This is a genomic window from Allobosea sp. MMO-172, assembly GCF_037147855.1.
Taxonomy (GTDB): Bacteria; Pseudomonadota; Alphaproteobacteria; order Rhizobiales; family Beijerinckiaceae; genus Allobosea.
Genome location: NZ_JBBCUM010000018.1, coordinates 76918 through 95528, shown reverse-complemented (window position 1 = coordinate 95528; position 18611 = coordinate 76918). Strand labels below are relative to the sequence as shown.

Annotated in this window: 17 protein-coding genes; 14 read left to right on the top strand and 3 right to left on the bottom strand. The window is 66.8% G+C overall.

Annotated features, from left to right (window positions below; translation table 11 throughout):
- Window positions 1-57: 57 nt before the first annotated feature.
- Window positions 58-432 (top strand): VanZ family protein, encoded by a 375-nt coding sequence (locus WFK61_RS22410; protein ID WP_336814280.1) that lies wholly within the window; start codon window positions 58-60, stop codon window positions 430-432.
- A 172-nt stretch (window positions 433-604) separates the two neighbouring features.
- The gene (locus tag WFK61_RS22405; RefSeq protein ID WP_336814279.1) at window positions 605-2047 is read left to right on the top strand and encodes an undecaprenyl-phosphate glucose phosphotransferase; all 1443 of its coding nucleotides are present in this window, start codon (window positions 605-607) and stop codon (window positions 2045-2047) included.
- Window positions 2048-2161: 114 nt separating this feature from the next.
- On the opposite strand, the gene WFK61_RS22400 is transcribed toward WFK61_RS22405, so the two are convergent.
- Both WFK61_RS22400 and WFK61_RS22395 read right to left on the bottom strand, forming a co-directional pair.
- Entirely contained in the window at window positions 2162-2383 is a 222-nt protein-coding gene (locus tag WFK61_RS22400) for a hypothetical protein (RefSeq protein WP_336814278.1), read from the bottom strand.
- An 87-nt stretch (window positions 2384-2470) separates the two neighbouring features.
- Entirely contained in the window at window positions 2471-2866 is a 396-nt protein-coding gene (locus WFK61_RS22395) for a (R)-mandelonitrile lyase (RefSeq protein ID WP_336814277.1), read from the bottom strand.
- 224 nt (window positions 2867-3090) lie between these two features.
- On the opposite strand from WFK61_RS22395, the gene WFK61_RS22390 reads away from it, so the two are divergent.
- From WFK61_RS22390 to WFK61_RS22365, 6 genes are all read left to right on the top strand, one after another.
- The gene (locus tag WFK61_RS22390; RefSeq protein ID WP_336814276.1) at window positions 3091-4620 is read left to right on the top strand and encodes an ABC transporter substrate-binding protein; all 1530 of its coding nucleotides are present in this window, start codon (window positions 3091-3093) and stop codon (window positions 4618-4620) included.
- A 71-nt stretch (window positions 4621-4691) separates the two neighbouring features.
- Window positions 4692-6305, top strand: a complete 1614-nt coding sequence (locus WFK61_RS22385) for a serine hydrolase domain-containing protein (protein WP_336814275.1) — start codon at window positions 4692-4694, stop codon at window positions 6303-6305.
- 328 nt (window positions 6306-6633) lie between these two features.
- Window positions 6634-7662 carry an extracellular solute-binding protein gene (locus tag WFK61_RS22380; RefSeq protein ID WP_336814274.1) on the top strand — a complete coding sequence of 343 codons (1029 nt, stop codon included), beginning with the start codon at window positions 6634-6636 and terminating at the stop codon, window positions 7660-7662.
- Between the two features lie 70 nt (window positions 7663-7732).
- A complete protein-coding gene (locus WFK61_RS22375) occupies window positions 7733-8911 on the top strand; it encodes an ABC transporter ATP-binding protein (protein ID WP_336814273.1) in 1179 nt (392 codons plus the stop codon).
- Window positions 8908-9744: an ABC transporter permease gene (locus WFK61_RS22370; protein ID WP_336814272.1), complete on the top strand. Its 837-nt coding sequence runs from the start codon at window positions 8908-8910 to the stop codon at window positions 9742-9744. The genes WFK61_RS22375 and WFK61_RS22370 overlap by 4 nt, the downstream gene beginning before the upstream one ends.
- A gap of 5 nt (window positions 9745-9749) precedes the next feature.
- On the top strand, window positions 9750-10547 hold the full coding sequence (locus WFK61_RS22365; RefSeq protein ID WP_336814271.1) for an ABC transporter permease: 798 nt from the start codon (window positions 9750-9752) through the stop codon (window positions 10545-10547).
- Here the strand turns inward: WFK61_RS22365 and WFK61_RS22360 are convergent.
- Window positions 10455-11507: a LysR substrate-binding domain-containing protein gene (locus tag WFK61_RS22360; RefSeq protein ID WP_336814270.1), complete on the bottom strand. Its 1053-nt coding sequence runs from the start codon at window positions 11505-11507 to the stop codon at window positions 10455-10457. The genes WFK61_RS22365 and WFK61_RS22360 overlap by 93 nt on opposite strands.
- A 242-nt stretch (window positions 11508-11749) precedes the next feature.
- Between WFK61_RS22360 and WFK61_RS22355 the strand changes: the two genes are divergently transcribed.
- From WFK61_RS22355 to WFK61_RS22330, 6 genes are all read left to right on the top strand, one after another.
- Window positions 11750-13456 (top strand): class I adenylate-forming enzyme family protein, encoded by a 1707-nt coding sequence (locus WFK61_RS22355; protein ID WP_336814269.1) that lies wholly within the window; start codon window positions 11750-11752, stop codon window positions 13454-13456.
- A complete protein-coding gene (locus WFK61_RS22350; protein WP_336814268.1) occupies window positions 13453-14901 on the top strand; it encodes an amidase in 1449 nt (482 codons plus the stop codon). The genes WFK61_RS22355 and WFK61_RS22350 overlap by 4 nt, the downstream gene beginning before the upstream one ends.
- Complete coding sequence (locus WFK61_RS22345) at window positions 14898-15743, top strand: amidohydrolase family protein (protein ID WP_336814267.1); 846 nt, start codon at window positions 14898-14900, stop codon at window positions 15741-15743. Before WFK61_RS22350 ends, WFK61_RS22345 begins: the two co-directional genes overlap by 4 nt.
- A gap of 106 nt (window positions 15744-15849) precedes the next feature.
- On the top strand, window positions 15850-17430 hold the full coding sequence (locus WFK61_RS22340) for an ATP-binding protein (protein WP_336814266.1): 1581 nt from the start codon (window positions 15850-15852) through the stop codon (window positions 17428-17430).
- Entirely contained in the window at window positions 17427-18074 is a 648-nt protein-coding gene (locus tag WFK61_RS22335; protein ID WP_336814265.1) for a response regulator transcription factor, read from the top strand. The genes WFK61_RS22340 and WFK61_RS22335 overlap by 4 nt, the downstream gene beginning before the upstream one ends.
- A gap of 62 nt (window positions 18075-18136) precedes the next feature.
- On the top strand, window positions 18137-18544 hold the full coding sequence (locus WFK61_RS22330) for a response regulator transcription factor (protein ID WP_336814264.1): 408 nt from the start codon (window positions 18137-18139) through the stop codon (window positions 18542-18544).
- The last annotated feature ends 67 nt before the right edge of the window (window positions 18545-18611 follow it).

Here is an 18611-nt window from a genome sequence, read left to right as displayed (position 1 = left end):
GTCGGTGCCGGTCTCTATCTTGCGCGCCCCGCCTCGCCTTTCGTCCGGAGCCTGGTCTTGGTCCTTTCGCTCGACACGTTTCGTCGCCTCGCCGGGCTTGCAGGCTGGGCTGCGCTGCTCACGATTCTGTTCTCGACGCTTTCGCCAATCGAGGCGCGCCCGCATATCCCGCTCTTCGGGGCGGATGCCGAACGCTTCCTCGCCTACTGCGCTGCAGCGGCGACCTTCTCCTTTGCCTATCCGCGCCGGCGCTGGCTCGTGCTGGGCGGCATCGTCAGTCTGGCGATCGGCCTCGAATGGCTCCAGACGCTGGAAAAGACCCGCCACGGCCTGCCGCATGATGCCATGGTGAAGGTCGCCGGTGCCGCGCTCGGCAGCATCGCCGCCGCCGCTCTCGACGCGATGGCCCTGCGCCTGCGCAAGCCTGCCTGATTCAGTCCGGGGCAGAGATGTCCGGCAACGGGCTGACGTCTCGGCTGAACAGCCCCGCCTGCCCCGATCCGGCACGCATCGCCACGGCATACGCCTTGCCACTTTCCCTCCGTCGATGACCGCGCACCGGCATTTTGTGCCGCAACGGGACATGCGCAGGCCGGGGGAATGAATGAGCGTCGATCATCTGAGCAGGAGGCCACAGGCCCTGCCCGACCATCGGTCGGGACTCTGGCGCCTTTGGCTCGGCCCGCTCACAGCCATGATCGATGCGGCCATGGTCGCCGGGCTCGTCTACATCGTCTCGTTCGCCTACTTCCTCAGCGCCAACGGCCGGCCGGGCGTGGACCGCGCCACGCCGGAGCTGGCCGCGATGCTGGCGACGCTGTTCGTCTTCGTGAACCTGATGCGCAGGCGCTACCAGATCGCCAACTACCTCTCGACACGGGGCCAGATGCGTTCGGCCTTCGCAGTCTGGAACATCACGGTAGTCGTCTTCCTGATCCTGCTGTTCCTCGCCAAGATCGCGGATCACTATTCGCGTGCCGTCATGGTGGCGACCTATTTCTCCGGCATCCCCGTGATGGCCCTGTCCCGCTCGGCGGTCGTGCGGCTGATCGCGGCTGGCAGCCGCGCCGGGCGGATCACCGCCGAACGCGCCTTCCTCATCGGCCGGGAGGCGAACATCATGTCCTTCGTCTCGCGGCACAAGCCCTGGCACATGGGCTTCGCGGTCACCGATGTCGCCTTCCTGCAATCGTCGCGTGAAGCCGGCGGCGCCGCCCTGGCCTCGGATCTCGCCGCCGCCGTGGCGAGCTGCCGGCTCAAGCGGCCGGATGCCGTCTTCATCGCCCTTCCCTGGTCGGACCAGGAGACCATCTCGGCCTGCGTCGATGCCTTCATGAACCTGCCGGTCGCGATCCACCTCGCGCCGGAACCGATCATGGAGCGCTTCGCCAACGCGCATGTCGTTCATACCGGGACGCTGTCCAGCCTGCGCCTGACGCGTCAGCCGCTCTCCACGGGCGAGGTCGCGGCCAAGCGCGCGTTCGACATCGTGGCCGCCTCCTGCGGCATCATCCTGGCCCTGCCGCTGCTTCTCATGATCGCGCTGCTGATCCGGCTCGACTCGCCAGGCCCGGTGCTGTTCCGCCAGCGCCGCTACGGCTTCAACCAGCAGGCTTTCCGCATCTTCAAGTTCCGCACGATGACCACGGTCGATGACGGCAAGGTGATCGTCCAGGCCAAGCGCAACGATCCCCGGATCACGCGTCTCGGCCATCTGCTGCGGCGCTACAATCTCGACGAGTTGCCGCAGCTCCTGAACGTCGTCGCCGGCGACATGTCGCTCGTCGGACCGCGGCCCCATGCGCTGGCGCATGATATCGAATTCGAGCGCAAGATCGCCAATTATGCCCGCCGCCATAACGTGAAGCCCGGCATCACCGGCTGGGCGCAGGTCAACGGCTTCCGCGGCGAAACCGATACCGACGAGAAGATGGCCGGCCGTGTCGCCTACGATCACTGGTATATCGACAACTGGTCGTTCTGGCTGGACATCACGATCCTGATCCGGACCGTCCTGAGCAGGAAGGCGTTCGCCAACGCGCGCTGACGGCGCGGCCGCTGCGCTGGGCTCATCTTACCGTGCCGCGCGAAACTGCCTGCACCGAAGCGGGATACCGCGCCTGCATCAAAATGAAACGGATGAAGTCAGCCCGGCTTCGGATCAGAAGAAGTGGCGCCACGCCGCCCGGCCGAGCCAGAGGCCCCATCCGGCCACGAGAGTCAGGCCGAGCAGCGCCGCGCCGATCATCAGCGAGCGGCCGATCAGGATGCTGACCACGCCGTCCGCGATCTCCGGCTCGTTATCGTTCGCAGCCTGCGGCCGCCGGCCGAAGCTGGGAGCATGAACAGGTGCCGGAAACCGTGGCACGCGCTCGGGTCGCATGGACATCTCTCGTAAAGTTACGCAAACGTTAAACAGATACGCCTAACAATGATCCATTTCGCAACGAAATAAAAGCCAAGATATCCGCTATCCGCCATATTGCGTATCGGAAACCTGCTCCATCCAGTCGACGACCTTGCCGTCCTGAACCTCCTGGATCGCGATATGCGTCATCGCGGTCGCCGGCGAAGCTCCATGCCAGTGCTTCTCGCCCGGCGGAAACCAGACCACGTCGCCGGGCCGGATCTCCAGGATCGGCCCACCCCAACTCTGCACGCGGCCGAGCCCGGCCGTGACGATCAGCGTCTGCCCGAGCGGATGGGTATGCCAGGCCGTGCGGGCGCCCGGCTCGAAGGTGACGCTCGCGCCCTGGACGCGCTCGGCCGCATGGGCGTTGCAGAGCGGGTCGATCCTGACCGTTCCGGTGAACCAGTCCGAGGGCCCTTTCCCGGAAGGCCGGGAGCCTGCGCGCGTGATATCCAAGGGACCTCTCCTCGCCTCGATCGACAATCGCGGGAACCATGCCGCCACCCGGGCCCGGAATCCAGCCCTGCATGACCACTGTCCGCAGTTGGAGCGACGACAGTGGAAACGCTGATCGCTCACAGATGTTTCGCCGAAACCTGCGCCGTGCATCGCTTGACAGCGTTCCGGGCGGATGATTGCCTATTATGGTCTATATAACATAATTACGGAATAAAAAGACGATGAGGAAACTGCTTGCATTCGTGGGGGTCGCCGCGTCGATCTCGCTTTCGACCATCTCGCCAAGCCCTGCACAGCAGGCCGACGGCATCGTCAATGTCGCGGTGATCGGCGAGCCCGCCTCGCTCGATCCGGGCATCAGCGCGACCGACCTCGTCGGCATGATCTCGCAGCATGTCTTCGAGACGCTCTTCACCTTCGACAGCAAGTGGAACGTTACCCCGCTCCTGGCCGAGGCCATGCCGACGATCAGCGCCGACGGCACGGCCTACAAGATCGCGCTCCGCCCCGGCATCAAGTTCCATAACGGCCGCGAGATGACCGCCGAGGACGTCGTCGCCTCGCTGAAGCGCTGGATGGAGGTCGCCTCGCGCGGCAAGCAGACGGCGCTCTACGTCAAGTCGGTCGCGGCGACCGGGCCGAGCGAGGTCACCATCACGCTGAGCCAGCCCTATGCGCCGCTGCTCTCGCTGCTCGCCTTCAACAACTCCGCCGCCGCGATCATGCCGGCCGAGGCCCTGGCGACGCCGCTCAAGGAGGTGATCGGCACCGGTCCCTACCGGCTGAAGGAGCACAAGCCGGACCAGTATGTTCAGCTCGCCCGCTTCGACGGCTACAAGCCGCGCAGCGAGAAGGCCGACGGCTTCGGCGGCGCCCGCATCGCCAAGCTCGACGAGATCCGCTTCGTCCCGGTGCCCGACGCCAATACCCGCGTCGAGGCGGCCATCGCCGGCCAGTACGACTATGTCGACTCCCTGCCCGTCGAAGCTTTCGCGCGGCTGGAGAAGGGCAAGGCCAAGCCGGCCCTGCTGAACAATTTCGGCTGGCCGATCTTCGTGATGAACAACAAGGAAGGCCCGCTCAAGAACGAGAAGGTTCGTCGCGCCGTCCAGGCGGCGCTGAGCGAGGCGGACATGCTGGCCGCCGGCTTCGGCGATCCGAAATTCTATGCCGTCGACGGCGCGATGTATCCGGAAGGCTATGCCTGGCGCAGCGATGTCGGCGTCAAGGGCAATTACAACATCGCCGACGACAAGAAGGCGGCCGCCCTGCTCAAGGAGGCCGGCTACAAGGGCGAGCCGATCCGTATCCTGACCAGCCGCCAGTACGAGTTCCACTACAAGATGGCGCAGGTCGCGCAGATCTATCTGGAGCAGGCCGGCTTCAAGGTCGATCTCCAGGTCAGCGACTGGGCGACCATGATCCAGCGCAACAAGAAGCCGGAGCTCTGGGAAGTCTTCATCACTCACAGCCCCTTCCTGCCGGAGCCGGCGCTCAACTTCATCCTGTCGAAGACGGCCGGCGGCTGGTGGGATACGCCGGAGAAGGAAAAGGCGCTCGATGCCTTCAACAGCGCGACCAGCCAGGACGCCCGCGTCAAGCACTGGGTCGAATTGCAGAAGCTGATCTTCGAGCAGGCCCCGATCGTGAAGATCGGCAATTTCAGCGCACTCTCGGCCGTCGCGCCGGGTCTCACGGGCTTCACCCCGTCGCCCTGGCCGGCCTTCTGGAACGTCGAGATCAAGCGCTAAACCATAAGCGCCGCGTTTCCCCTGGAAACGCGGCGCTTCAACGTCATCAGCCTCCAGCCTAAAAGCCTGCCATGCCCCTCGCCTCTCTCGCCCTCGACCCCGCCACGATCGCCGCCCGCATCGCCCCGCATGTCGCGGCCTGGAATAGCGAGACCTCGCCGGGCATGGTGATCGCCGTCCTCTCCGGCGGCGCGGTCGTGCATGAGGCTGCCTATGGCATGGCCGACCTCGCCAATGGCATTCCGCTCTCCAGCCGCTCGGTTGTGCGTATCGCCTCGCAGAGCAAGCAGTTCACGACATGGCTGCTGCTGGCGCTGGAGCGCGAGGGCCGCCTCTCCCTGCAGGACGATGTCCGCACCCATCTGCCCTGGCTGCCCGATTACGGTCGGACGATCACCCTGCATCACCTCGCCTCGAACACCTCGGGCCTGCGCGACATCCTCGAGATGATGACGATCGGCGGTGTGCCGATCCTCGCGCCCTCCTCGCGCCGATACGCCTGCGACGTCGTCGGCCGGCAGAGCGAGCTCAATTTCGAGCCGGGCTACGACCTGCTCTACAGCAACAGCAATTTCCTGCTGCTCTCCGAAATCCTGGAGAAGGTGTCGGGCCAGAGCTTCAACGACCTCCTGAAGGAGCGCATCACCGGCCCGCTCGGCATGCACGACACCGCCTTGATGCCGCGCGACGACGTGATCCTGCCGCGGCTCGCCGGGCATCACCGCCGCGGCCCCGATGGCAATTGGCTGAAGGCCGCCTGGGGCATCGCCATCGGCGGCGAAGGCGGCATGGTCTCGACGCTGCACGATATGATCATCTGGCAGCAGAACCTGCGGCAGCCGAAGATCGGCGACGCCCAGATGATCGCGCGCATGGAAGATGCCGGCGTGACGATCAACGGCGTCCCCTCGCCCTATGGCTACGGGCTGGTGCGCGACTACGGCACGCTCGGCGAGGCGGTCGGCCATGGCGGCTGGATCGCCGGCGCGCGTTCGGAATCGGTGCGCTTCAAGGAGGCCGATCTCGGCATCGTCCTGCTCGCCAACCATGACGATTGCGCGCCCTATGTCCTCGCCCGCTCGATCGCCCGCGACCTGCTGGGTGAAGCCGATGAAGGACGAAAGCAGGATTTCGACCTCCCCGTCGGCACCTATCGCGACGAAGCCGGCGACGATGCCTTCCAGATCGAGCTCCGCCAGGGCCAGCCCTATCTGGTGATGAACATGGGCGGCGCGCCACTGCTGCCCGTCGGTGATGGAAGCTGGCAGCCGCAGGCCTCGATCCCGGCTTTCGCGCTGAAGCTGGAAGCTGGCGGAGCCCTCTCTGCCACGCGCTTCGGCCGCACGCGCCACTTCGTTCCGATCGTGCCGACCGCGACCCCGCTCGACCGCTTCGCCGGCAGACGCTTCGCGGCGCAGTCTGGCGCCTTCTGCGGCGAGACCCGCAAGGCCGGCTCGGAATTGCATCTCACCCTGTCCTCACCCGAGGGCAGCCAGCGCGTCAGGCTCGTCGCTCATGGCGATGATTTCTTCTTCGCTCACCCCGTCAGCACCGAGGTTCATGACCAGTGGCGCGTCTGCCCCTGGGTGCTGCCCTGGCTGTTCACCGTCCGCATCACGAAGGATCGCCTGGTCATCAACAGCGATCGCACCAAGCGGTTGGTGCTGGGGGAGGTCGGCCTGTAGGCACTCGGACGCCCCGCCCAAAGCTCCCCCCTTGTCATTCCGGGGCTTCGCGTAAGCGAAGAACCCGGAACCCACGGCCGGGCGAGCCCCTAGCAACCGAACACGTCATACCTCACCCGGTCGTGGGTTCCGGGTTCGCGCCTGCGGCGCGCCCCGGAATGACATAACGCGGACCTGAAAGTATGCCGCCCACCCTAGCTCCCACTCATTCATAACTTCCTGGAATGAAGTTCGGATTCCTTTGAATTTGCAATGAGGGTTGGCACGCGGGAGGCTCCCGTCATCGAGGCCGCGCAGAACGGCCCGCACGAGAATCGGGAGCCATCAGATGAAACCATGGGTGTTCGCCTTGTCGATGCTGGCCGCCAGCGCCAGCCCGAGCGCGGCCGAAGTCATTCACGCGACCTGGGGCGGTGGCGGCGCAGCCGTGCTGCGCGAGCATTTCCAGGTTCCGTTCACCCAGAAGACGGGCATCGCCGCCCGCATGGCCGAGGTGCCGAACACGGCCGGCGCCGTCCGCTCGCCCTCCGCCTCGCAATATAACGTGGTCGAGGTCACCTATTTCGAGGCGATCGGTCTCGCCAAGTCGAACCTGCTCGAAGCCTTCGAGGACAAGGAAATCCCCGCGATCGCCAACCTGCCGAAGGAACTCGTCGTCCGGAACAAGGACGGCAAGATCGTCGGCCTCGCCACGCATTTCGGCTATTACGGCATCGCCTTCAACAACACGCTGGCCAAGGCCTCGGATTTCCAGTCCTGGAACGACCTCACCGACGCCCGCTGGAAGGGCAAGCTGGCGGTCACGCGCCCGGTCTACGCGACCTCCTACGACCTCACCATCCTCGCCCATGCCAATGGCGGCGGCGCGGCCAAGATCGAGCCCGGCATCGAGCCGCTGAAGGCGATCTTCGCCAATTCGCTGACGACCTATACCTCGCTCGCCCATATGAACACGCTGCTGACACGGGGCGAGGTCACGGCCGCGCCGTTCTACTCGACGCGCGTCTGGAGCCTGCGCCGCGACGGCCAGAAGACCATCGAGCTGGCGATCCCCAAGGAGGGCGCGCTGATGCTGCCCTATGTCGTCGTGGTGCCGAAGGGCTCCGCCGAACGGGCGCAGACCATCACCTATCTCAACGAACTTCTGGATGCCGCCGCGCAGACCCGCATCTCCGGCCAGAACGGCTCGATACCCACCAATAACAAGGCCGTCTTGCCGCCCGAATATGAGCAGGATCTCGGCATGACCCGCGAGGCGCTGATGAAGAAGATGTATATTCCCGATTGGAATGTCATCGTCAGCGACTATGAGGATCGGCTCAACCGGGTCGAGCAGATCGCCGCCGGCAAGCGCTAGATTTCAGCGCTGAAGTCGCGATCCGCCGCACACCTCCTCATTCCACTCGCTTACCCGGCGGATTCGATCGATGTCCCCTGCCCAGCCTGAAGCCCTCGCGCAGGCCGCGCCCTCCCGTGCGGCCCGCGGTTCCATCCATGTCGCCGGCGTCGCCAAGGCCTATGGCGCGACGACGGTGCTCTCCGGCCTCGATCTCGCGGTCGAAGCCGGAACCTTCGTCACGCTGCTCGGCCCCTCCGGCTGCGGCAAGACCACCTTGCTGCGCCTGATCGCCGGCTTCATCCAACCCACCGCCGGCAGGATCGCGATCGACGGGCGCGACATGGCGGGGCTGCCACCGCAGCGCCGACCGATCGGCATGGTCTTCCAGAACCTCGCGCTGTTCCCGCATTTCTCGGTCGAGGAGAACGTCGCCTACGGCCTGCGCCTGCGCAACGTGCCGGAGAAGGAGCTGCGCCGGAAGGTCGGCACCTTCCTCGATCTCGTCGGCCTCGGTCATCTCGGCAGCCGTCGCATCTCGCAGCTCTCCGGCGGGCAGAAGCAACGCGTGGCGCTGGCCCGTTCACTGGTGCTCGAACCCTCGATCCTGCTGCTCGACGAGCCGCTCTCGGCGCTCGACCTGCAGCTCCGCAAGCAGCTGCAGGTCGCCCTCAAGGAAATCCAGCGCGAGCTCGGCACCACCTTCGTCTTCGTCACCCACGACCAGGAAGAAGCGACCCTGATGTCGGATCGCATCGTGGTGATGAGCGCAGGCCTGATCCAGCAATACGACACGCCGCCCGCGATCTATTCGCAGCCCGCCAATCTCTTCGTCGCCAAGTTCGTCGGCGAGCTCAACGAGGTCCCCGGCCGCATCGCAGGAGTGACAGGCAACACCATCGAGATCGATGGCCCCGACGGCCGTCATGCCCTGCCGGCGAGCGGCCTGCGCGGCTTCTCGCCTGTCCCCGCCGCGCCTTGCGTGATCGGCCTGCGCCCCGAGCGCATCACGATCCTGCCGCCGGATGCCGATGCCAGCGGGCGCATCACGCTGCCCGGCACCGTCATCGAGCGCATCGCGCTCGGCCCGGTCCTGCGCTTCATCCTGCGCTGCGGCGAGCAGCGGCTCGTCGCGGTGCGATTGGCCAGTGACGGCGCCGCCCTGCCGGAAGCCGGCGCCGCCTGCCGCATCGCCTTCGATCCTGCCGATGCGCAGATCTTCGAACCCCTCGCGGCGCCGGCGGCCGCGAGCTTCGGAGAGAAGCCATGACGGAGACGCAGCCTGCCTCGCCGGCCAAGGCGCTGCTGCTCCTGCCGGTCCTCGTCCTGCTCGGCCTGTTCTTCGCCTCGGTCTTCCAGCTCTTCTCGAACGGCTTCGCCGATGCCGATGGCTGGTCGCTGCGCTATTTCCGCCAGATACTCAACCGCAGCGACTATCAGGTCATCTTCGCGCGGACGATCCTGTCATCGCTGACGGTGGCCCTGCTCTCGGTCGCCTTGTCCTATCCGATCGCGCTGCTGCTCTGGCGGCTCGAACGCTGGCGCAACACGCTCCTGATCGTGGTTCTCGTGCCCTGGCTCGTCAGCCTGGTCGTGCGCACCTATGGCTGGCTCGTGCTGCTCGGCCCCAAGGGCGTCATCAACGGCATGCTCGCCTGGACCGGCATCATCGAGCAGCCGCTGGCGCTGATGTTCAACGACCTCGGCATCATCATCGGCCTGACCCACGTTCTGATCCCCTTCGCGGTGATCTCGATCCTGTCCTCGCTATTGGCGATCGAGAGCAATCTGGAGGAGGCCTCCGGCGTGCTGGGCGCGAGCCGCTTCCAGACCTTCCGGCGCATCGTGCTGCCGCTGTCGCTGCCGGGCGCCTTCACGGCGCTGATCGTGATCTTCCTGGCGAGCATCGGCGCGATCGTCACGCCGATCGTGCTCGGCGGCATGTCACACCAGTTCGTCGGATCGCAGATTTACCAGGAGGTCATGTACACCTTCAATCTGAACAAGGCCGCCGCCTGGTCGATCTGCCTGCTCGCCATCAGCTTCCTGTCGCTGCTCCTGCTGAAGGCCATCGAGCGCCGGCTGATCGGAACCCTGGAGTGAGCGTGATGACGGCAAATCCCAAACTCTCGACCTGGGCCGGCATCCTGCTGCTCATCTCGCTGCCGGCGCCGATCCTGATCATCATCGGCGCCTCCTTCAGCGACACCAGCTATATCCAGTTCCCACCGGAAGGCCTGAGCCTGCGCTGGTATCGCGATGCGCTGTTCGATCCGCGCTGGCCGCGTGCCTTCGCGATCAGCGTCGGCATCGCGGCGGTGACGGCGGTGATCGTCACTATCGTCAACTTCATGGCCGCCTATTACACGCAGCGCCACGCACCGAAGCTCGCGACCTGGCTGGAACTGGCGATCTTCTCGCCGCTGTTCTTCCCGCATGCCGCGATGGGCGTCGCCATGGTCGCGCTCGTCGCCCAGTTCGGGCTGATCGGCACGGCGCCGGGCATCGTGCTCGCCCATCTCATCGTGACGCTGCCCTTCTCCTACCGGCCGATCCATATCGCCCTGCGCAGCCTCGACCCCGATCTGGTGCGCGCCGCCAATGTGATGGGCGCGAGCGAATGGCGCGCGCTCAAGGACATCGTCATCCCGATGTGCCGGTCAGGCATCCTGACCTCGCTGCTCTTCGCCGGGATCATCTCCTTTGACGAGGTCACCGTGACGATGTTCCTGATCGGGCCGAACATCTCGACCCTGCCGGTCCAGATTTTCTCCTTCGTCCAGGATTCGGCGACGCCGGTGCTGGCCGCGATCTCAACGATCAGCGTGCTGATCACCTTCCTCGCGGTCATCATCCTCGATCGCGTCGCCGGGCTCACCTTCTTCGTCCGCCACGACGGCGCCTGACCCGGCGCCGTCGCGCGTGCGCCGCTGCGGCAGGCGCACGGTCAGGCTGTCAGCGGCGCGCGGATCGTCGCCATTGGCGAGCGCGACGATCCGCCCTCGAAGTTCGGCGAGGAAGGCCTTGGTCAGGGGCGAAACCGGCCGGTTGCGCGAGACGATGGCGTTGAAAGTGAAGGCGATGGTCGGCTCGAAACGGCGCGCCACCAGATCCGGCCAGAAGCCCTGATGCACCGTCATCGGCTCGACGATGGCAATGCCGAAGCCGCGTGAGACGAGTGCGTTCGCCTCGACCGAGGAGAACACCTCCGCCCGCATCTTGCGCGAGATGCGCTGCTGCTCGAACACCGCATCGGTCAGGTGCCGCATCCGGCTGTTGCGGGTGAAGGAGATGAACTCCGCGCCTTCGAGATCGCGCGGCACGATTACGTCCCGCGACGCCAGCGGATGGTCCCGCCGCATCACGCAGACCGCATCGGCATGGAAGAGCGGCTCGGTCAGCAGGTCCGGGTGATGGAAATGGCTGACCGAGAAGCCGATATCGACATTCTGGCCGAGCACGTCGCTGCCGACGACGCTGGAGACGTCGAGCGTCACCGAGATCGCCGGATTGGTTTCGGCGAAGGCAACGAGCGCATCCGCCACCAGCGTATGGCCGATCGAGGCCGCCGAGACGATCCTGAGTTCGCCTGAGCGCAGGTCGCGCAGGTCACGCGCGAAGCGCTCGACATCGCTCAGCGAGGCGAAGAGCCGGCGCACCTCCTTGTAGAGCAACTGGGCCTGATGCGTCGGGATCAGGCGCTTGCGCTTGCGCTCGAACAGGGTGAGCGCGAGGTCGATTTCGAGTCCCGCCAGGATCTTGCTCATCGCCGGCTGCGACAGCCGCATCCGCTCGGCCGCGGCCGTGACGCTGCCGGTCTCCATGAACTGGATATAGGCTTCGAGCTGTCGATGGGTGATCCGCATGCAGGACTCCGCCGCTGGCTTCGGATCGAATATAACCAGCAGGCATGTTTTCTAGTCAAAAAGAAATTTGCGGCGCCCTGCCAGCAGCGGAATAGTGCGAGCCGGGCCCGACGGAAAACTGGAAAACACGCCAGAGACCGGAAATGCCTCGCAATCCCGCCACGCTCTCAATCGCAATCGACCACCGACGGAAAACATAACTTCCAGACCTGTTCGACGCGAACATGCCTTTCGAGATGCCAATGCCGCCCCTGCCCGCCGAGACCGAAACGCCCGTCTGGGCAGATGCCTATGTGGCGCACCTGGCCGCGCTCGATGTCGAGGCGCGGCATCGCGAGATGGAGCGCTTCAGCTTCCCCCGCAATATCGGCACCTTGCTGCGCGAGGCGGCCACCGAGACGCCGGAGGCGCTCGCCTGGAATTTCTTCGAAACCGGCGAGACGATCACCTATGCGGCGCTCGACAAGGCTGTCGACCGGATGGCGGTGGCGCTCGCCTCCTTCGGCGTGACGCGCGGCATGAAGGTTGGCGTGATGCTGCCGAACTGCCCGCAGATGCCGATCGTCTGGCTTGGGCTGGCGCGGATCGGCGCGGTGATGGTGCCGGTCAACCTGCGCTATACCGGCCGCGAGCTCGCTTATGTGCTCGGCGATGCCGGCGCCGAAGCGTTGGTCATCCATGACGAATGCGGCCCGCAATATCGCGAGGCGGTCGAGGTGGCCGAAGCCGGGAAGTTCCCGCAGCTCCACCGCATCCTGCGCATGGCCGCCGAGGAGGCACAGGAGAGCCTGTTGCCGCCGGGCGCCATGACTCTTGAGGCTCTCGTCGCTTCGGTGCCGGAAGGCGCGCGGCATGACGGGCCTGAGCCCGCCCATGACGACCTCATGAACATCCAGTACACCTCGGGCACGACCGGCTTCCCTAAGGGCTGCATGCTGACGCACCGCTATTGGCTCGGCGCCGGCTTCGTGAACGGCTTCCGCGATGCCCGCCGCTTCCGGCGCGTGCTCGCCTCGACGCCGTTCTTCTACATGGACCCGCAATGGCTATTGCTGCTGTGCTTCTACCAGCGCGGCACGCTTTTCGTCGCGAAGCGCCAGAGCGCCAGCCGCTTCGCCGCCTGGCTGCGCGAGCACCGCATCCATTTCTGCCTGTTCCCGGAGATCGTCTTCAAACAGCCGGAGACGCCGGATGACGGCAAGACGGAATTGATGCGGGCCAACATCTACGGCCACCGCAAGGAGATCAACGCGGCTTTGCGCCAGCGCTTCAACGCCCCGGCGATGGAGGCCTTCGGCATGACCGAGGTCGGCCCCGGCCTCTACATGCCGCTCGATGCGCTCCACATGGTCGGCTCCGGCTCCTGCGGCATCCCCGCCCCGTTCCGGCAGGGACGCGTCGTCGACGAGGAGGGCAAGGACGTCCCGCGCGGCGAGATCGGCGAGCTGGTGCTCAAGGGCACCGGCCTGATGCTCGGCTACTACAATCGCCCCGAGGCCAATCGCGACAGCTTCTTCGGCGAATGGTTCCGCACCGGCGATCTCTTCCGGCAGGACGCGGAGGGCTATTTCTACATCGTCGGCCGGCTCAAGGACATGGTGCGGCGCGCCGGCGAGAACATCGCGGCCCGCGAGGTCGAGACCGTGCTGCGCAACATGGACGAGATCGAGGAGGTCGCGGTCGTTCCGGTGCCGGACGACCTGCGCGGCGAGGAGGTCAAGGCCTATGTCCTGCCCGCCGCCGGCCTCAGCGGCAGCGACGACCTGATCGGCCGGATCAGCAGGCATTGCGAGGCCAATCTCGCCGCCTTCAAGATCCCCCGCTACATCGCCTTCGTCGACGACATCCCGCGCACCGCGTCGCAGAAAGTCGCGAAGACGGCCTTGACGGCCGGCGTCGCCGACCTGCGTCTCGGCGCCTTCGACAGGGTGGAAGGAATCTGGCGATGAGCATGCCCCTCTGGAGCCGCAGCGCGGCCGAACTCCTGCCCGAGCTGCGCTCCGGCGCGCTCAAGGCCGAGACGCTGATGCAGTCCGTGCTCGGCCAGATCGAGGCCCGCAACGGGCCGGTCAACGCCTTCTCCCATGTCGCGACCGAAAGCGCGCTCGCCGACGCCCGCGAGGCCGACCGCAAGCTCGCTGAAGGCGCCGCGCCCGGCCCGCTCCACGGCCTGCCCTTCAGCGTCAAGGACCTCGTCGCCGTCGCCGGCATGCCGCTCGAATACGCCTCGCATGCCTTCGCCGGACAGGTTGCCGATACGGATGCCGAGGCTGTCGCGCGCCTGCGCCGGGCCGGCGCGATCCCCTTCGCGAAATCGACCACTCCGGAATTCGGCCACAAGGTGCTGACCGATTCCCCGCGCCAGGGCATCAGCCGCAATCCCTGGAACACCGATTACAGCTGCGGCGGCTCCAGCGGCGGCGCGGCCATCGCGGCCGCGATGGGCTTCGGCCCGCTTCATCTCACCTCGGACGGTGCCGGCTCCGGCCGCATCCCGGCCTCCTGCTGCGGCATTGTCGGCCTGAAGCCGAGCTGGGGCGCGGTGCCGCACGAGACCACGACGGACCTGTTCGGCTCGCTCACCTGCCTAGGCCAGATGGGCCGCACGGTCGCCGATGTCGCGCTGATGTTCAACGCGATGAAGGGCCCCGACCGACGCGACCCGCTCTCGTTCGGCGGTTCGGCCGAGCCTGCCCGGCTCCCCGATGATCCCGTCGCAGCCCTCAAGGGCCTGCGCTTCCGCTACGCGCCGCGGACGCTCAACCGCTGGGTCGCCCCGGCGGTCGAGACGGCCGTCGGCGAGACGGTCGAACGCCTGCTGACAGCCGGCGCCGAGCAAGTGGTGATGCTGGACGATATCGTCTTCGACACGCCGTCCGCCCTGGTGCTGATGCGCGCCTACCAGCATGCCCGCTTCGGCGCATTGCTGGACGAGCACGGCGCGCGCATGGACCGCACCGCCCGCCTCGGCCTGACGATGCAGCCGGAAACCCAGACCTATACGCGCCTCGCCCATGCCCAGCGGGCCCGTTCCGAGATCTACCGGCAGGTGGAACGCCTCTTCGACGGCGCCGATATCTTCATCACGCCCACCGTCGCGACGCCGGCCCTGCCCATCGGCCAGCAATCCGACGGCCCACTCGTCGTCGACGGCATCGACCACGGCCCGCTGCGCGACGCCTGGTACCCCTACACCATCCCCTACAACGCGAGCGGGCACCCCGCCCTCTCCGTTCCCTGCGGCATGAGCCCGGACGGCCTGCCGGTCGGCCTCCAGATCGTCGGCCGCTGGCATTCGGAAGCCCGGCTGCTGGCGGTCGCCGCAGCGATCGAAGCCCTGAAGCCATGGGCTGCGGCATGGCCCGCCCTCTCCGGCAAGGAGCAGCATTCGTGATCATCGACTATGGCAGCCGCCCGCCGCTCCCCGCCTTCGGCCCGAAGGGCGCCGAGCATCTCAAGCGCTACCGGCAGGTCTATGCCGCCAGCGAAACCGCGGCCGAGCCGCAGCAGGACCTCGCCGGCTATCTCGCCGAATACGACAAGGCCGGCGTCACGCATGTCTGCGTCAAGGCGCGTGATCTCGAGACGACCTATGGCTGGCGCATCAGCAACGAGGATGTCGCCGATTTCTGCCGCGAGCAGGGACCCCGTTTCATCGGCTTCGCCGGCGTCGACCCCAACAAGGGCATGACCGCCGTGCGCGAGCTCGACCATGCCGTGCGCGTGCTCGGCCTGCGCGGGCTCAACCTGCAATGCTTCGAGCATCATCTCGCGATCAACGACCGGCGGATGTACCCGCTCTATGCCAAATGCATCGAGCTCGACATCCCCGTGAATATCCATTGCTCGATCAATTTCGCGACCTCGACCCTGATGCGCTACGGCCATCCATCCCTGCTCGACGAGGTGATGGTCGATTTTCCGGAGTTGCGGGTCTGCGCCTCGCCGCCGGGCTTCCCCTGGGTGCATGAGCTGATCGGCGTAGCCTGGCGCCACCCGAATGTCAGCATCGGCCTCGTCGCCGTCCGGCCGAAATACCTGCAGGTCGCGGGCTCCGGCTACGAGCCACTGCTGCAATATGGCCGCACCGTGCTCAAGGACCGCATCATCTTCGGCAGCGCCTATCCGCTCGGCCCGATCGCGCGCACGATTGCCGAGATCAGGGCGCTCCCGATCGGCGAGGAGGTGGAGAAGCTCTGGCTCCACGACAACGCCAAGCGCTTCCTGCGCCTTTAGCCACCGCACGCCAGCCGCTGCCATCGGCGCCGGGAGATTGACGCGGGCCGGCTGATCGTGCGGGAACTCTCGCCAGTCCGGTCCGGACGCGATTCAGGGCGAGGCGATGACCGCAGCAACCGAGCGCTCGCCGCTGGCATCCCCGCCCACGCCGCGCCAGAATCTTCTGGCCGGAGGGCTGATCGCGCTGCTGATCGGCGTGCTCGCCGTGACCATCCCCTATGCGCGTCAGCCGACGATCGGCACCGAACCTTTCGTCGCGGCCTATGCCGCGGCGATCTTCATCGTCGAGTTGACCGCGTCCGCCCTGCTCTTCGCGCAGTTCGCCATCCAGCGCTCGCGGGCGATCCTGCTTCTCGCAGCCGGCTTCCTGTTCTCGGCCCTGCTCGCGATTCCCTGGGCCCTGACCTTCCCCGGCGTCTTCACGGCGCTCGCACCGGAGCCGAACCTGCAGGCAACTGCAACGATCGCCGCCCTGCGCCGCCTGTGCTTCCCGCTCTTCGTCCTCGCCTATGCGCTGCTCAGCCGGCGGCCCTGGCCCGGTCCCACGGGGCGCGTCCTCACCGGCACCATCCTCGCGACCATGGTCGCAGCCCTGGCCTGCAGCCTGCTCATCGTCACCAATGCCGCGACACTGCCGTCCTTCATGGTGGATGCCCGCAGCGTCGCCCGGCTCTGGGGCTATGTGCCCGCCGCCGCCGTTGCGCTCTACATCGCCGGTCTCGCGGCACTGGCCGCACGCAAGCGCTCCACCCTCGATCTCTGGCTGATGGTCCTGCTCGTCACGCTGCTGACCGAGATCGTGCTGATCTCCTATTTCAGCGCGGCGGTCAGGCTCAGCGTCGGCTGGTGGGCGGGGCGCATCTACGGCCTGATCTCGGCCGGCATCGTGCTGCTGGTGCTGCTCTCGGAGGCGACGACGGTCCATGCCCGGCTCGCCCGCGCCGAGATCGCCGAGCGCCGGGCCCGCCAGAACCGCTTGACCGCGACCGAGGCGCTCTCGGCCTCCATCGCCCATGAGGTCAACCAGCCGCTGGCCAGCATGGTGACCAATGCCTCGGCCGGATTGCGCTGGCTCGACCGCGAGCAGCCGCAGATCGACGAGATCCGGGCAGCCCTGGAACGCATCGTCGCGGATGGCCACCGCGCCAACCGCATCGTCGCCGGCATCCGCGCGATGTTCGTCAAGCCGACGCAGGAACGGGCCCCGCTCGATCTCAACCGGATGATTACCGTGACCCTCCGGCAGCTCGCCGGCGATGTCCGGCTCGCGCGCGTCGAGGTGAGGACGGCGTTCGACGACGACCTGCCGCCCGTGATCGGCAACGCCCTGCAGCTCGAACAGGTCCTCTGCAACCTGATCGACAACGCGGTCGATGCGATGTGCGCGACGCCCGGCCAGCGCCTGCTGCTGCTGAGTTCGCGGCGCCAGCCCCATGGCGAGGTGCTCGTCGCCATCGCCGACAATGGCAGCGGTTTGGCAGAGGCCGGACGCGACCGTATATTCGAGCCGTTCTTCACGACGAAACCGAACGGCATGGGGATGGGCCTGATGTTCTGCCGCACCGTGATCGAGGCCCATGGCGGACGGCTCTGGGCGTCGGATAACCAGCCGCGCGGCGCGGTCTTCCAGTTCACCTTGCCGGCGACGGCCGGGCTTCCTGCCGGCGAGAGTGCCGCGCCATGACGGCAGACAGTTCCATCGTCTATGTGGTCGATGACGATCCGGCGATGCGCGCCTCGCTGGAAAGCCTGCTGCGCTCGGTCGGCCATGACGTACTCTGTTTCGAGACCGCGCCGGCCTTCGCGGCGGCAATCCGCCCTGACCGGCCGGGCTGCCTCGTGCTCGATGTCCGGCTGCCGGGCCTCAGCGGGCTGGAATTCCAGCGCGAGCTTGGCCGCTCGGCCAACCCGCTGCCGATCGTATTCATCACCGGCCATGGCGATGTGCCGATGTCGGTGGCGGCGATGAAAGCCGGCGCCGTCGAGTTCCTGACCAAGCCCTTCCGCGACCAGGACCTGCTGGACGGCGTCCATCGCGCCCTCGCGCTGAACCGGCAGGAGCGCGCCAGGGCGGCCGCCCTCGCCGAATTGCAGGGCCGCGTCGCGACCATGACGCCGCGCGAGCGGGAAATCCTGCCGCTGGTCGCCGCCGGCCAGATGAACAAGCAGATCGCGCAGGCGCTGGGACTGAGCGAAGTCACGATCAAGGTCCATCGGGCGCAGGTCATGCACAAGCTGCGCGCGACCTCGCTCGCCGATCTCGTGCGGATCGCCGACCGGCTCGCCCTCGATGGCTCCGGGAACAGGCAGGGCGATACCCGGGTATAATTGTCCTCGCCGCGCATCAAAAGCAGGATGGCCGGACCAGATGCCCCAAGGGATCGGTTCGGATGGCCGGGCTTCCGCTGATTGCCATTGTCGATGACGATGCCTCTGCCCGCGCCGCGATGGTGGCCCTGGTCGAGGCTCTCGGCTTCCAGGCCCGCGGCTTCGCCGCCGCCGACGCATTCTTGACCTCCGGCGCGCTCGGCGCGGCCTTCGCCGTCATCGCCGATCATCGCATGCCCGGCATGAGCGGGCTCGAACTCTGTCTCGAAGCGAAGGCGCGCTCGCCTTCCGTACTGGCCATCCTGATCACGGCCTATCCCGACCAGACCACGGAACGGCATGCCCGTCGCAGCGGCATCGACGGCTATCTGCCCAAGCCCTGCAACCCCGAGGCCCTGCTGGCCTCCCTTCGTCCGAAACCCACCGAGCCTCTGCCGGACGGCGCGTCCCGGCGCCCGGCTTATCCCTAGGCAGGGGCTCACCGACACCTCCGGATAATTGCTCCGACGGGTACGCGTTGCGTACCACTGCACATCA